Below are 14,055 nucleotides of genomic sequence, written 5' to 3'. Positions count from 1 at the left end.
AAGTTGTAATCTTCCTAAGGAAGCATTAAACTAAGGTATGCTATTGTTGCGTTAGGATGGTGAAGAGAAGTGTCGGACACGAAACCGATCGTCTATTTGGACAATGCCGCGACGAGTTGGCCTAAGCCCCCAGCCGTGTTAGAGGCGATGCAACGACATATGAATGAGAGCGCGGCTAACCCAGGCCGAGGCGGTCATGAGATGGCTGTAAAGGCTAGTAGAGTGTTGTTTGAAGCCCGCAAGAAGTTGGCCAGGTTGTTTCGTATAAGCAATCCAAACGACATTGCTTTTGCGTTGAATACGACCCACGCATTAAACCTTGCGATTCAAGGGTTGTTGCGGCAAGGGGATCATGTGATCGCGACATCCCTCGAACATAATTCGGTGAGAAGGCCTTTAGAAGCGCTGAAGAGGAAGTTAGGGATCGAGGTTACTTATATTCCGACCGATGCCAAGGGGACATTGGACAGGAAAGAAGTCGAAGCCGCAATCAAGCCGAATACGAAGATGATTGCCGTTACGCATAGCTCCAATCTACTCGGTACGATTACTCCCGTATCGGATATAGGAGAGATTGCTCGCCGGAAAAAGGTGAAGTTGCTCGTCGATGCTGCTCAAAGCGCCGGGGTGTTGCCGATAGATGTAGAGGGCATGGGAATCGATTTGCTTGCCTTTCCGGGGCATAAAGGTTTGATGGGACCTCAAGGGACGGGTGGATTATACATACATCCGAATTTAGAATTAGAGCCTCTGATGCATGGGGGAACCGGCAGTAAATCGGAAGCTCCGGAGCAGCCGCAAGTGCGACCGGATCGATACGAAGCAGGCACGCAGAATACCGTTGGGCTTGCAGGGTTGTCGGAAGGCGTTAGCTTCGTTATGAAAGAAACGACGGACGTCATCCATGTCAAGGAACAACAATTGACTTTCGAGTTGATGGAAGGCCTTCAAGGGATTGAGGGGATTTCCATCCTCGGACCTGAAGTCGGAGTAGAGAGAACGGCTATTGTTTCTTTCTTGTTAGAGGGAGTCGATCCTTCGGAAATGGCTTTCCTGCTCGATCAGCAATTCGGGATCGCGGTGAGGGCCGGATTCCATTGTACCCCGTTAGGACATGAGACCGCGGGTTCGTTCGAGACGGGTGCGGTTCGGGCGAGTCCCGGATATTTTACGGAAAAATCGGAAATCGTATCAATGATCGAAGCGGTTAAAGAAATTAACCGTACTCTGAAAAATTCTAAGTAACTACAGAGGAAGTAATATTGGGGGATGTAGAAACAATGGATGGTTGGAATGATCAACTCGCAATGGCGGTTGCTGCGGGAGAAGGCTTGCTTCTCTTAATCTTGTTCATATGGCTCATAGTGGTTACAAGCAAGCTGCGTAAAGTTAAAGAATCGCACCGTAAGATGATTGGGGAAACGGGAGTACACAACATGGAAGAGGTTATGAATGTCGTTCATGAAAGACTCTCTTCCTTAGATAATAGACAGGCTAACCAAAGCGAGAAGCTAGACGAACAAGAAAAACGCTTATCGTCCCTGAAAGGAAGAATCAGCGTTCATCGGTTTAATGCATTCTCGGATTCCGGAAGCGATCTTAGCTTCTCGGTCGCGTTCGTGAACGAGGAGCAAGATGGAGTGGTCATCACGGGAATTCATGGCAGGGAACAAACGTTCTTGTACGCTAAACCGATCGATAAAGGCCAATCCGCGTACATGCTAACGCCGGAAGAAAAAATCGCGATTAATCAGGCAAAGCAAAAGGGATAACCTGATTACTGCGTGTCTTATGTACTGCGGTTAAGAGACTCTGCGCAATGATTTCCGACATTTTAACGACGAGATTTAACCGCGTATTCTGCAGTACGAAGTACTCCATGAATCCGCCGACGTTAACAATGCCTGTCATATGGATGTCGCCGACGGGAGGGAGTTCCTTGTTCACGCCGGCTCCGGGACGTACAGGACCTGAACCGAGTTGAATGCAGCCTACGCTGGAAACTTGTCCGAGGCACGCATCAACGGCGATGACGAAGGGCTGACGCGAGCTCCTCATTACCTTGAGCAAAGTATCTCCTAAGTTCATGGCATGCACAGGCTCTTCTAATGTTCCATACAGGTCGAATAAAGAACTGTATTCTCGGGCTAAAGCCGTTCCGACCAAAGGACCGAGCGAATCCCCCGTAGAACGGTCCGTGCCAACGCAGACGATGACGATCCGACGCTCTGGCGATAACCCTTCCAAATAGTACTCGAGTTTCTGGGATAATCGTTGCAAGACCGTTGGTTCGTTAAAAGGAATCTTTAAAGAGAGCGCCGCCGATTCCGGTGCGGAGCCCGGACGTTTCTCCCAAGCGCCGTTCATTCGTCCGAATCGCCTCCTACCCTAGTATGTTACTAGTATATGGACGAAAGGACTCATTTATACTTGGACAGTCGGAAAGGCGAAGATTTGTAGGTTAGAATTACAAGTATCGGGGTATAGTTAGTGTCAATGTAAGCAGGAGGGGTGTACAATGGACACTCATTTGATCGCATTCGATTCCACCCAACAAGCGCTAAGAGCAGAAATGCTGTTGGAGTACGCATATATCGAGATTGATATTTGTCCGACCCCTAAGGAAATTACGGCAGGGTGTGCGTTGTCGATAGCATTTCCAAGCTCCGATTTGGTTCAAGTCAAACAGATCATCGTCTCGGAGAAAGTAGAGATTCGAGGGATGTTCGAGAAGACATTCGACGGCTATAACCAGATTTAATGAGTTAAAAGGAGAAAATGGCTTATGCGAGCTTTATTGGCTACGGAACAAGTAATCATTAGCGGGAACTTGTGGAACAAATTCATTGATCGAATAACGGAGATGCTCCAGGACACGGAGATGTGGACGAACGCGGCTATGGTGCTTCTGCGCGTAATATTGATTATCCTCATAAGCCGAATAGTGCTCGTAATCGTTAATCGATTTATCGATCATGTGACCAACGAGAAAAAATCGAAGCGCTTAAAGCTGAGAACAAGACGCGTTCAAACGATGGGAAGGCTATTAAAAAACGCAGCTTCCTACGTTTTTAACTTTATAGCGATTCTACTGATACTAGGAGAGTTCCACATCCAGCTAGCACCATTGCTAGCTGGAGCGGGTGTAATAGGGTTAGCGATCGGTTTCGGAGCCCAGAGCTTGGTTAAAGACGTCATTACCGGCTTTTTCATCATCTTGGAGGATCAATTCGCGGTAGGCGACGTCATTCAGACGAAGGATTTCAAAGGCACGGTCGAGATGATCGGACTACGTGCGACCAGGATCCGAAATTGGACCGGCGAAGTCCATATTATCCCGAACGGACTCATTAATGAAGTGACGAACTTCTCCGTTAATCCCTTATTGGCGGTTGTCGACATCACGATCGCATACGAGAATACGATCGAAGAGATGATGACAACGATTCGTAACGTGCTCAATCAACTCAACAACCCTAACATTACGGCAACCCCGGAAGTACTCGGTATTCAGACGCTTGCTTTTAATCAGATGACAATCAGAATTACGGCGCGTTGTAAGCCGAATACAACGGGAGAAGTTACTCGATTGATCAATACGGAGCTGAAAAAAGCTTTCGAAGCAGCCAAGACGGAAGCGACCACTTAGAGTAAACGAGCAGATTGAAAAGCGGTGAACGGGGAGGGATCCTAATGGAGAAAAAACAGTTCGAGCTCGGGGACGTTGTTCTCATGAAGAAGCAGCATCCTTGCGGTGCCAACGAGATGGAGATCATTCGCATGGGGATGGATATCCGTATCAAATGCGTCAAATGCAAGCACAGCATTCTGTTGCCGCGGGCTAAATTCGAGAAGAGCTTAAAGAAAGTATTGAGATCGGCGAGCGATGGCCAACCCGGAGCAGAAGAAGAAAAAGAAGATTAAAAACTGGATATGAAATCCAGTTGCAAGTCCGCAGTAAATGTGATATTATTTTTCTTGCTGCGGAGAGGTACCCAAGAGGCCCAAGGGGGTTGACTCGAAATCAACTAGGCGTCGCGAGGCGTGCGTGGGTTCGAATCCCACTCTCTCCGCCACTAATCACATAATCTAATAAATTAGAATACGAATCCTCTTACAAGAAACCAGTAAGAGGATTTTTTTGTGTTTCCGAAACTTCCCCCAATTCCCCAATATTAAGCCCTCCTTGTCACCCGCAAACAATACTTTCTCAAATCGATTATGATTCAATTACAATGACTCCTGGTTGGTTGCGTTATATAATATAACAAAGTAACAGTATTATGTGACACATAGTTAACATAAAGGAGTGGACATGATGTTTATTGATGCGAATCCTTACGCGTACCCTTACAATGGCGAGCTGAGAGCCGACAATACCGCTCTAATCGTAATCGATATGCAGATCGACTTTTGCGGCAAAGGCGGTTACGTGGATCGGATGGGTTATGATTTATCGCTGACTCGCCGTGCCATCGAACCTATTAAACGGCTTCTGGATACGACAAGATCTATTCCCGGATTCACGATTATTCATACGAGAGAAGGCCATCGTCCGGATTTATCCGATCTTCCGGCGAACAAAAGATGGAGAAGCAAACAAATCGGCGCGGAGATCGGATCGGAAGGACCGGCGGGCAAGATTCTCGTAAGGGGCGAGCCGGGGTGGCAAATTATCGAAGAGCTGGCGCCGTTGCCTGGGGAAATCATTATCGATAAACCGGGTAAAGGAAGCTTCTACGCGACGGATCTGGATCTCGTTCTTCGAACGAAAGGAATTCGGAACTTGATCCTAACGGGAATCACGACGGACGTCTGCGTGCATACGACGATGCGGGAAGCGAACGATCGCGGTTACGAATGCTTGATCTTGGAAGATTGCACGGGAGCGACGGATCCGGACAATCATTTGGCGGCGCTCAAGATGGTGACGATGCAAGGCGGCGTCTTCGGAAGCGTATCGGATTCGGATAAAGTTATACGAATGTTAAGTCAATTAGCCTGATTTAAGTTGACTGCGAATACCGATCTAACGCGTCATCGATTGCGAGCGGGAACAGAAAGGCGGAGGATAAACGATGACATTGAGCAAATATGCTGCCGGAATGTCGATCAAGCAGCTGCGACAAGCGTATCTGAATGGCGATGCGACTCCGGAAGAAGTCGTTAAAGACATTATCAGGCGAGCGGAAGAGGATGCTTCCATGAACACATGGATTACCCCTCCGCGAATGGAACGGATACGTCCCTACTTGGATCGGTTAGCGGATCTCAAAATGGACGATGCGCCTCTATGGGGAATCCCGTTTGCGATTAAGGATAATATCGATTGGGCGGGAGTGCCGACGACGGCGGCTTGTCCGGATTACCAGTACGTGCCGAACGAGCATGCAACCGTTGTGGCGAGGTTGATAGCGGCTGGAGCGATTCCCTTAGGCAAAACAAACTTGGATCAGTTCGCCACGGGTCTTGTAGGAATCAGAAGTCCATACGGAGAAACGCATAATGCGCTGAAGAGCGAATTGATAAGCGGAGGTTCGAGTTCGGGCTCGGCCGTGGCGGTTGCCCGGGGCCATGCGGCATTCTCGCTTGGAACCGATACGGCGGGATCTGGACGCGTACCTGCTGCGTTGAACGGAATCGTAGGATATAAACCGAGTCTTGGGGCATGGCCTACCAAAGGAGTCGTGCCTGCTTGCGCCAGCCTTGATTGCGTATCGGTATTCGCCTTAACGTTGGATGAAGCCTTAATCGTGGATAAAGTCGTTCGAGGGCTGGATGAAAGCGATCCGTGGTCTAGAAATGTACCTTTGCCGGTTTCGGCTAATCCTAATAGGATGCTTTTGCCGGAGGAACCGCTGCGTTTCTTTGGCCCCTATGCGCAGCAATATGAACAAGCGTGGCAACGGACCCTCGATAAGTTGAAGAAGCTGGACATTCCGATACAGCCTGTCTCGACGAAGGTATTCCATCAAGCGGCAAATTTGCTGTACGGAGGACCGTTCGTAGGAGAGAGGTGGGCAGGTCTCGGGAGCTTCATTGAAGCACACCCGGACAGCGTATTGCCGGTGACCGATCAAATCTTGCGTACGGGATCGGCGGAGCGGTATGATGGCGCATCGGTATTTAAAGCGATTCATGCGCTTCAGGCGTATAAGCTCGAGGCGAGCAAACTGCTGAAAGACGCGGTGCTTGTTATGCCAACGGCTGGAGGGACGTGGACGCGAGATCAGGTGCGGAACGATCCGGTTGCAACCAATTCCGATATGGGAATGTATACGAACCATTGCAACTTGCTTGATCTGTGCGGAGTGGCGGTGCCGTCGGGGATAATTGAGGACAATGTTCCATTCGGGATTACGATTTTCGCTCTTGCGGAAAATGAAGGATATGCGATCGGAGCAGCGGAGAGATTCGGCGGGGCGTTAGCACCAGCCCGGCAGGCGTTAGCTCCAAGTCCACGACATACTCTAGTAGCGGTATGCGGGTTGCATATGAGGGGGTTGCCGTTAGAGAAACAAATGCAGCAATGCAGGGCAAAGTTCGTGCGTGAGGATAAGACTGCCGCAAAGTATGAGTTGTATAGGCTGCCTACGCTACCCCCTAAACCCGGTTTAGTGAAACAAGAGGTTGGAGGAAGCTCAATCCATCTGGAAATATGGGAGATGCCCCTTGAGACGTTCGGAGCTTTCGCGGCGACCATTCCGGCACCTCTCGGCATCGGCAAAGTCGAGCTCCAGGATGGAACGGAAGTGCCTGGGTTTCTATGCGAAGCTTACGTGACGGAAGTGGCGGAGGATATTACTTCGTTTGGAGGCTGGCGAGCGGTAATATGACCCAATCATGAGGTCGTCCTTTAGGATGGCCTCTCTTTTTATGTCTAATGTAAGCTTAATCTCAGTAATTTGTGTTACATACATGTTATATTTATGAACGTAAAACAAAAATTCGTCCAAGGTTTTGTTCGTATCGTATAAAGAAAATGACATGAAAGTGAGATATAATCAATAAATAGAAAAGAAAACACGGTTTAATGTTATGTTATATAACTTCGAAAGGGGTGGAGCATGATGGCATTGGACAACGATCAAGTTCCCTATCTCTTAAGAGCGGAAGGACTCACGAAAAGATTTGGATCACTGGTAGCCAACAGAAGCATTCATCTGGAAGTCAATCCAGGTAAAATACATGCGATTCTAGGAGAAAACGGGGCCGGGAAAAGTACGCTCATGAAAATGCTGTACGGCGTATACGAGCCGGATGAAGGCGAGATCTACATGGACGGCGAGCAGGTTGCCCTGCATCCGCCGACGAAAGCCCGGGCAAGAGGAATCGGAATGGTGTTCCAGGATTTTCGCGTTGTTCCTGCGCTGACCGTGCTCGACAACATCGCATTGGCGGTTGAGACCGGTTGGAAGTTCAATCGCAAGAAGCTTCGGCAACAAATCGTGGAAACGTCGGGCAAATACGGATTGGCGGTAGATCCCGACGCCTATGTGTGGCAGTTGGATCTTGGGCAGCGCCAAAGGCTGGAAATTGTAAAGGTACTGCTGGCACCGGGAACGCGAATCGTTATTTTCGATGAACCGACCAGCGTGCTCGTCCCGCAAGAAGTAGAATCGTTCCTGCAAATGCTCGATCTGCTTCGCCAAGACGGATATGGCATTCTGCTCATTACGCACAAGATTAACGAGGTGCTTGCTTGCGCCGACCAAGTAAGCGTTCTGCGAAGCGGGCAGATCACGTACACGGCCAGCCGCGAAGATGGCCTAACGGGCGATACGTTAATCGCCGCGATGATGGGGAATAAGACGCTGAAGCCTGTCGTGAAGCCGAATTCTTCACGGGGCAAGGAGGAGATCGCTCTTCGGATTACGAGAGGGACGATCAACGGCGATCACGGCGAGCCGGTGCTGAGCGAGTTGGAGTTGGCGTTGCCTAAGGGCCGGATCGTAGGCGTGGCGGGTATATCGGGAAGCGGGCAACGGGAGCTTGCGGAGGTATTGTTCGGATTAAGGAAGCTCGCGACCGGAACGATATCCATTGATGGCAAGGAGATGAGGGCCGACGCCAAATCTTTCATGGAAGCGGGCGTCAGCTTCGTCTCGGAAGACCCGATTAAAGAATCGGTCATCCCCGGTTTTACCATTTTGGAGCACATGATATTGGACGGCATTCCGCTTAAGTACAAAGGATTAGATATCGATTGGAAGCACATTCGCGGTCAGCTGGATAGCAGCGAAGAAGCGAAAGCCCTTGCCCTTGCGGAATGGAGCCGAAGAGCGGATACGTTGTCCGGGGGGAACGTACAGAGAATGGTCCTATCCAGGGCGCTTATCCGTAAGCCGGAGGTACTGATCATCAGTTATCCGAGCAGAGGGCTAGATATCGGGACGACGCGTACCATTCAACAGCACTTGATCGAGCTGGCCGAGCAAGGAACGGCGATCTTGCTTTTCTCGGAGGATCTCGATGAACTGTTCAAGCTATCCGACCAGCTGGTCGTTCTATCCGGGAAGAGGCTCATGGGGCCATACCTCCCGTCGGAAACCGACGTTACTCAAATCGGTTATCGCATGTTGAAAGGAGAATCTGCGTGAAACAACAAGCGAGCACGAACGCGATCGCGTTGTCCGCCGGAAACTATTCCTTTCTGGGCCGCATCAAACCCTGGGCCATTCAAGCTCTCATCATGATTATGCCGTTCGTCGCGTATGGATTGTTCTTGCTGTGTTATGACGTTAATCCGATCGAGTTGTACGTATCGATGGTCAAGTCTACTTTCGGCGATCTGTATGGTCTCGGAGAAGTGCTGCTGAAGGCGACTCCGTTCATCTTAACCGGTCTAGCGGCGGCACTTCCGGCCAAAGCGGGTTTGGTCAACGTCGGAGGCGAAGGCCAGTTAGCAATAGGCGCATTGTTCGCCACGTGGTTCGCCGTATTTTACCTGAACGAGTTTCCCGCATGGCTAGGCATTCCCCTCATGATGATCGCGGGTGCACTAGGGGGTGCAGTTTGGGCAGGGTTAGTCGCCGTCTTGAAAGTCAAAGGCCGACTGAACGAGACGATTACTAGCGTGCTGCTTAATTATGTCGCAACGTTTACGGTCGGATTTTTCGTGCATGGGCTGTTGAAGGACCCGGAATCGTTTAACTGGCCATTCTCGCCGGAAATCTCCTCGTCGCTGCGGCTGCCGATCGTGAACGGTACCCGGTTGCATATCGGATTCGTCGTTGCTCTGGTACTCGCGGTAGTCGTCTGGTTCGTTTTAACGAAAACGCGTCTAGGTTTCCGGATTCGCATGCTCGGAAGCAACAGGTTAGCCGCGGAGCGCGCGGGATTGAATATCAACAAAATGTACTTTTGGGTACTCATTGCCGCGGGAATGCTGGCAGGCATTGCCGGAATGATCGAAATCGCCGGAATTGAAGGACGGCTTCGGGCATCGACGGGCGATAATTTCGGTTACCTCGGGTTTCTGGCCGCGATGATGGCATGGAATCGTCCTTTGCGGTTGATCTTTACGGCCTTCTTGCTGGGAATGATCAGCGTAGCGGGTAACACTCTCGAGATCAGCTCGGGATTGCCGTCTTCGTCCGTTAACATTCTGATGGCGTTAGTCCTGTTCTTCATTCTAGGCAGCGGAAGGTGGGCTAAACGATGATAGCGGATATTCTCACCGGAGCGATCCGTTCCGGAACGTCTGTTATGCTCGCAAGCCAAGGCGAGCTTGTGTCGGAGCGGGCGGGGGTTATCAATCTTGGGACGGAGGGCTCGATGCTGGGCGGAGCTCTAGGCGGCTTCGCGGTCACGGTATGGACCGGAAACCCTTGGCTTGGAGCATTGGCCGGGGGCCTGTGCGGCTTGCTGATCGCATCGATCCACGCCTTTCTCGTACTTAGCCGCGGGGCCAATCAATTGGCAACCGGCTTAACGATTATGTTCTTCGGAATGGGCGTGACGGCTTTCTTCGGCCGGGATTTCGTCAGCCAGCAGATCGTCGGGTTTAATCCCGTCGCGATTCCCGTACTATCCGATATTCCTTTTCTAGGTCCGATCTTGTTTAATCATGATCCGTTAACCTACTTGTCGATCTTGCTAGTCCCTCTTCTATGGTATGTCATCTTTCGAACGCGGATCGGTATCATGCTGCGGACGGCGGGGGAGCGGGAGGAGGTGCTGTTCGCAAGCGGGATCAACCCGAAGCTTGTCCGGTACTTGGCGGTGTTGGCCGGGGGGTTCCTGGCGGGAATCGGCGGCGCGCAGCTGTCGGTCGCTTATACGCACAGCTGGGTAGAGAATATGACAGCCGGCCGCGGCGTCGTCGCCGTAGCTCTCGTCATCTTCGCTTCGTGGAAACCGGCAAGGGCGATGCTGGGAGCTTACTTATTCGGAGCGGCTCAAGCTCTTCAACTAACCGTCCAGCAGCAAGGACTCGCGATTTCTCCGTTTTTCCTGTTCATGGTGCCGTATCTGCTAACGTTGCTGGCTTTGCTCATCGTCGAGCGGAGGAAGAAGAGCCAGACGCCGGAGGCTCTGGGCAGGGTGTTCGCGGGGGAAGCAAGCGGATGACTGCCCGGCAAGCGACGAAATGAAGATTGATCATCAGAGGATTAACACGACGGTTTGAATGCAACAAACCATATAGAAAAAACAATGTGGAGGGAAACCATCATGAACAAAAGAGTGAAAAGAAAAGCAAACAGCCTCATTCTCGGCATCTTGGCCCTTATTATGCTCATTACCGGTTGCAGTCAGCCAGGCAACAACTCGAGCAGTCCGGCTAGCGGCTCGGCGAACGGCTCGACTCCGGCCAGCGCGGAGCAAGACAGCGCTATGGGGACGGGGGGAAGCGCGGTCGGCTTCATCTTCGTCGGAACGAAAGACGACTACGGGTATAACCAAGCGGCTTATCTCGGAAGCGTAGCGGTAGAGAAGGCTTACCCGGATTTGAAGGTGCTTCGCGCGGAGAACGTGCCGGAGACGGCGGAAGCGGAACGCGTCATGGAGCAAATGATCAAAGATGGCGCCAAAATCATTTTCCCGACTTCGTACGGTCATTTGGAGCCCGCGCTTAACGTAGCGAAACGTCATCCGGAAGTCGTGTTTTTCCATCAAGGAGGACTGAAAACGGCCAATAACGTAGGCACGTACTTCGGCACGATCTGGGAGCCGGTCTACCTAGCGGGCATTGCCGCAGGCAAAATGTCCAAAACCGGCAAGCTCGGTTACATCGTATCCGTTCCGATTCCGCAAGTACTACTTAACGTTAACGCCTTTACGCTCGGCGCAAGATCGGTCAATCCGGAAGCAACGACATCCGTCGTCTTCACGGGAAGCTGGTGCGACCCCGGACAACAAGCGAATGCGACGAATTCTCTTATCGATAGCGGCGTAGACGTGCTTAGCTTGCACCAAGACTGCATGAAGACGGTTATCGAAACGGCGGAACGCCGCGACGTGATGACGGTAGGTTACCATGCCGATGCTTCTTCTCTGGCGCCTAAAGGCTGGATTACCGGTTCCGTATGGAACTGGCCGGATCTGTTCGTCGATATGGTCAAGACGGCGCAAGAAGGCAAGTTCAAAGGAAGCAAATACGACGGCAAATATCGCGGAACCCTCGCCGACAACGTCGTGCAAATGAGCTCGTTCGGAGCGAACGTTCCCGCGGACGTCGTTCAATTCGTGGAAGGCAAGAAAGCGGATCTGCTTAACGGATCGTTGCTTCCGTTCGCCGGTCCGGTGAAAGACCAATCGGGAGCGGTGCGAATTAAGGAAGGCGAGACGCCTACCGTTGAACAGTTGGAAGGCTCGGATTATTTGGTCGAGGGCGTTATCGGCAGCATTCCTAAATGATAAGTGACCAAACATCCAAGAATAGGAGACTGAGGCTATGAGCGGACTGGGAGGACTGAATAAGAGCCCGGACGGCGTCGTGATCGGTTTGGCGCAAATGAAGCTTCCCGTCGTGGAGACGCCGGAGCATCTTGCGGAGCAGGCCAAGCGTATTGTCGAGATGACGGCGAAAGCCAAGCGCGGATTAAGCAACATGGATCTCGTCGTATTCCCGGAATACTCGCTCCACGGACTGTCGATGAATACGGATCCGGCACTGATGTGCCGGGTCGACGGTCCAGAGGTGGAGGCGTTCCGACAAGCCTGCCGGGAAACCCGCATATGGGGCTGTTTCTCCATCATGGAGGCAAATCCGAATGGCAATCCATACAATACGGGGCTCATTATCGACGACGAAGGCGAAATTCGATTGAATTACCGTAAGCTTCATCCTTGGGTACCGGTAGAACCTTGGGAGCCGGGGGATCTTGGCATTCCCGTCTGCGACGGGCCGAACGGCAGCAAGCTTGCCTTGATCATCTGTCATGACGGGATGTTCCCGGAGATGGCAAGGGAATGCGCCTATATCGGCGCGGACATCATGATCCGCACGGCCGGATACACGGCTCCGATTCGCCATTCCTGGCAAATTACGAACCAAGCGAACGCATTCTGCAATCTCATGTATACTGCATCGGTATGCATGAGCGGAAGCGACGGAACCTTCGATTCGATGGGCGAAGCGATGATCGTCGGATTCGACGGCGTACCTCTCGTCACCGGCGGTGGTCGTCCTGACGAGATCGTCGCGGGCGAGGTTCGTCCGTCGCTCGTGCGGGAAGCGCGTCGTCTATGGGGCGTGGAAAACAACATCTATCAGCTTGCGCATAGAGGTTATGTAGCGGTGGACGGCGGAGCGGGAGATTGCCCCTATACGTATATGAAGGATCTCGTGAACGAGCAATACCGCTTGCCGTGGGAGAACGAGATTGCCGTGAAGGACGGAACCTCGGAGGGATTTCCAAAACCTACGCGCAAATACGCAGGGAGGGTAACCGGATCATGAAAGACGTGCAGACAAAGGTGATTACGGCCGATGCGATGGAGTGGTCGCTTATGCCCGATCACGTCGCCCTCTATCACCGAGAGATTGTTTCGGCAGCCGATGCCGACGCGATGGGGGTAAGAACAAGCTCGGTCCTATGGGAGAAGATCGGCGTCGGCGGCGCCGTTCTTCCCCACTACCATAACGTCGCGGAGATCATTCATATTACGGTCGGCAAAGTGCGATTGCTCTGCAACGGGGAATGGAAATCGTTCAACGCAGGAGATACGTTCCACGTTCCAGCGGGAGTCGTCCATTCCGTCGCGAACGACGATACGGCGCCGACCGAGCAAATCAGCATTTTCCTCCCGGTGGAAGAGCAAGTGCCCCCGAACCGTTTCTTCGAAACGACGAAGGTTCCGATTCCTACGGAGCGGCCGCTGCAAGGCCAATAAGAGGAAGAGGGGGAATGTTTGCGGATGAAAACAGTTCGGCAGGCTCTACCGTACGCGTTCGAATTTAACGCGGCCCGTACGGCGATAGTCGTGATCGATATGCAGAATGACTTCTGTTCCGCGGGCGGATTCGGAGAGCTGCTCGGTAACGACGTAACGCCGACGCGCGCGATCATTCCGGTTATCCGGGGGTTGCTTGAAACGGCTCGGGAAGCCGGCATGCTCATCATCCATACCCGGGAAGGTCATCTCCCCGATCTGTCCGACTGTCCTCCGGCCAAGTTGGAACGAAGCAGGAAGCAAGGAGCCGGCATCGGCGATGTCGGGCCGATGGGAAGAATCCTTATTCGAGGAGAGCTGGGGCATGCGATCGTGCCCGAGCTTACTCCGTTCGACGGAGAGCCTATTATCGATAAGCCGGGCAAAGGCGCTTTCTACAAGACGGATCTGGAGCAGTTGTTGGAAAGCAGCGGGATAGAGTCGTTAGTCCTCTGCGGAGTTACGACTCACGTATGCGTGCATACGACTTTGCGCGAGGCGAATGACCGCGGCTACCGTTGCCTGGTGCTGGAGGATGCGACGGCGGCATTCGATCCGGCCGATCAACAAGCGGCTCTTCATATGGTACGGCAGCAGGGCGGGATTTTCGGATGGACGTCTTTTACGGAGCCGCTTCTTGAAGCAATCCGACGGTAAAAAGCAAGATGCGTATTGCGC

Annotated in this window: 15 protein-coding genes and 1 tRNA gene; 15 read left to right on the top strand and 1 reads right to left on the bottom strand. The window is 52.1% G+C overall.

Annotated features, from left to right (window positions below):
* The first annotated feature begins 69 nt into the window (after positions 1-69).
* Together FPL14_RS14055 and FPL14_RS14050 are read left to right on the top strand one after the other, a co-directional pair.
* Complete coding sequence (locus FPL14_RS14055; protein ID WP_182303583.1) at positions 70-1,245, top strand: aminotransferase class V-fold PLP-dependent enzyme; 1,176 nt, start codon at positions 70-72, stop codon at positions 1,243-1,245.
* A 35-nt stretch (positions 1,246-1,280) separates the two neighbouring features.
* Entirely contained in the window at positions 1,281-1,772 is a 492-nt protein-coding gene (locus FPL14_RS14050; RefSeq protein WP_182303582.1) for a DUF4446 family protein, read from the top strand.
* Here the strand turns inward: FPL14_RS14050 and yyaC are convergent.
* A complete protein-coding gene (gene yyaC / locus FPL14_RS14045) occupies positions 1,747-2,367 on the bottom strand; it encodes a spore protease YyaC (protein ID WP_182303581.1) in 621 nt (206 codons plus the stop codon). The two genes, FPL14_RS14050 and yyaC, sit on opposite strands and share 26 nt — an antisense overlap.
* 151 nt (positions 2,368-2,518) lie before the next feature.
* Here yyaC and FPL14_RS14040 point away from each other — a divergent pair, with 151 nt between their 5' ends.
* From FPL14_RS14040 to FPL14_RS13980, 13 genes are all read left to right on the top strand, one after another.
* Positions 2,519-2,761 (top strand): putative Se/S carrier protein, encoded by a 243-nt coding sequence (locus FPL14_RS14040; protein ID WP_182303580.1) that lies wholly within the window; start codon positions 2,519-2,521, stop codon positions 2,759-2,761.
* 24 nt (positions 2,762-2,785) lie between these two features.
* Positions 2,786-3,649: a mechanosensitive ion channel family protein gene (locus FPL14_RS14035; protein WP_182303579.1), complete on the top strand. Its 864-nt coding sequence runs from the start codon at positions 2,786-2,788 to the stop codon at positions 3,647-3,649.
* Between the two features lie 44 nt (positions 3,650-3,693).
* Positions 3,694-3,924: a DUF951 domain-containing protein gene (locus FPL14_RS14030; RefSeq protein ID WP_182303578.1), complete on the top strand. Its 231-nt coding sequence runs from the start codon at positions 3,694-3,696 to the stop codon at positions 3,922-3,924.
* Between the two features lie 61 nt (positions 3,925-3,985).
* Positions 3,986-4,076 (top strand) — tRNA-Ser (locus FPL14_RS14025).
* Positions 4,077-4,315: 239 nt separating this feature from the next.
* Positions 4,316-5,005, top strand: a complete 690-nt coding sequence (biuH, locus tag FPL14_RS14020) for a biuret amidohydrolase (protein ID WP_182303577.1) — start codon at positions 4,316-4,318, stop codon at positions 5,003-5,005.
* Between the two features lie 73 nt (positions 5,006-5,078).
* A complete protein-coding gene (gene atzF / locus FPL14_RS14015; protein ID WP_182303576.1) occupies positions 5,079-6,836 on the top strand; it encodes an allophanate hydrolase in 1,758 nt (585 codons plus the stop codon).
* 231 nt (positions 6,837-7,067) lie between these two features.
* Positions 7,068-8,600, top strand: coding sequence for an ABC transporter ATP-binding protein (locus FPL14_RS14010; protein ID WP_182303575.1), 1,533 nt, complete (start codon positions 7,068-7,070; stop codon positions 8,598-8,600).
* Positions 8,597-9,664 carry an ABC transporter permease gene (locus tag FPL14_RS14005; RefSeq protein WP_229263912.1) on the top strand — a complete coding sequence of 356 codons (1,068 nt, stop codon included), beginning with the start codon at positions 8,597-8,599 and terminating at the stop codon, positions 9,662-9,664. Before FPL14_RS14010 ends, FPL14_RS14005 begins: the two co-directional genes overlap by 4 nt.
* The gene (locus FPL14_RS14000; RefSeq protein WP_182303574.1) at positions 9,661-10,572 is read left to right on the top strand and encodes an ABC transporter permease; all 912 of its coding nucleotides are present in this window, start codon (positions 9,661-9,663) and stop codon (positions 10,570-10,572) included. The genes FPL14_RS14005 and FPL14_RS14000 overlap by 4 nt, the downstream gene beginning before the upstream one ends.
* A gap of 102 nt (positions 10,573-10,674) precedes the next feature.
* A complete protein-coding gene (locus FPL14_RS13995) occupies positions 10,675-11,859 on the top strand; it encodes a BMP family ABC transporter substrate-binding protein (protein WP_229263911.1) in 1,185 nt (394 codons plus the stop codon).
* A gap of 37 nt (positions 11,860-11,896) precedes the next feature.
* Positions 11,897-12,904 (top strand): formamidase, encoded by a 1,008-nt coding sequence (locus FPL14_RS13990; RefSeq protein WP_182303573.1) that lies wholly within the window; start codon positions 11,897-11,899, stop codon positions 12,902-12,904.
* The gene (locus FPL14_RS13985) at positions 12,901-13,338 is read left to right on the top strand and encodes a cupin domain-containing protein (protein WP_182303572.1); all 438 of its coding nucleotides are present in this window, start codon (positions 12,901-12,903) and stop codon (positions 13,336-13,338) included. Before FPL14_RS13990 ends, FPL14_RS13985 begins: the two co-directional genes overlap by 4 nt.
* Positions 13,339-13,362: 24 nt before the next feature.
* Entirely contained in the window at positions 13,363-14,034 is a 672-nt protein-coding gene (locus FPL14_RS13980) for a cysteine hydrolase family protein (RefSeq protein ID WP_182303571.1), read from the top strand.
* Positions 14,035-14,055 lie beyond the last annotated feature (21 nt).

This window comes from Cohnella cholangitidis (assembly GCF_014107495.1).
GTDB lineage: Bacteria > Bacillota > Bacilli > Paenibacillales > Paenibacillaceae > Cohnella > Cohnella cholangitidis.
Note: the sequence above shows the minus strand (reverse complement) of the source record. Positions and strands in the feature narration are given on the sequence as shown.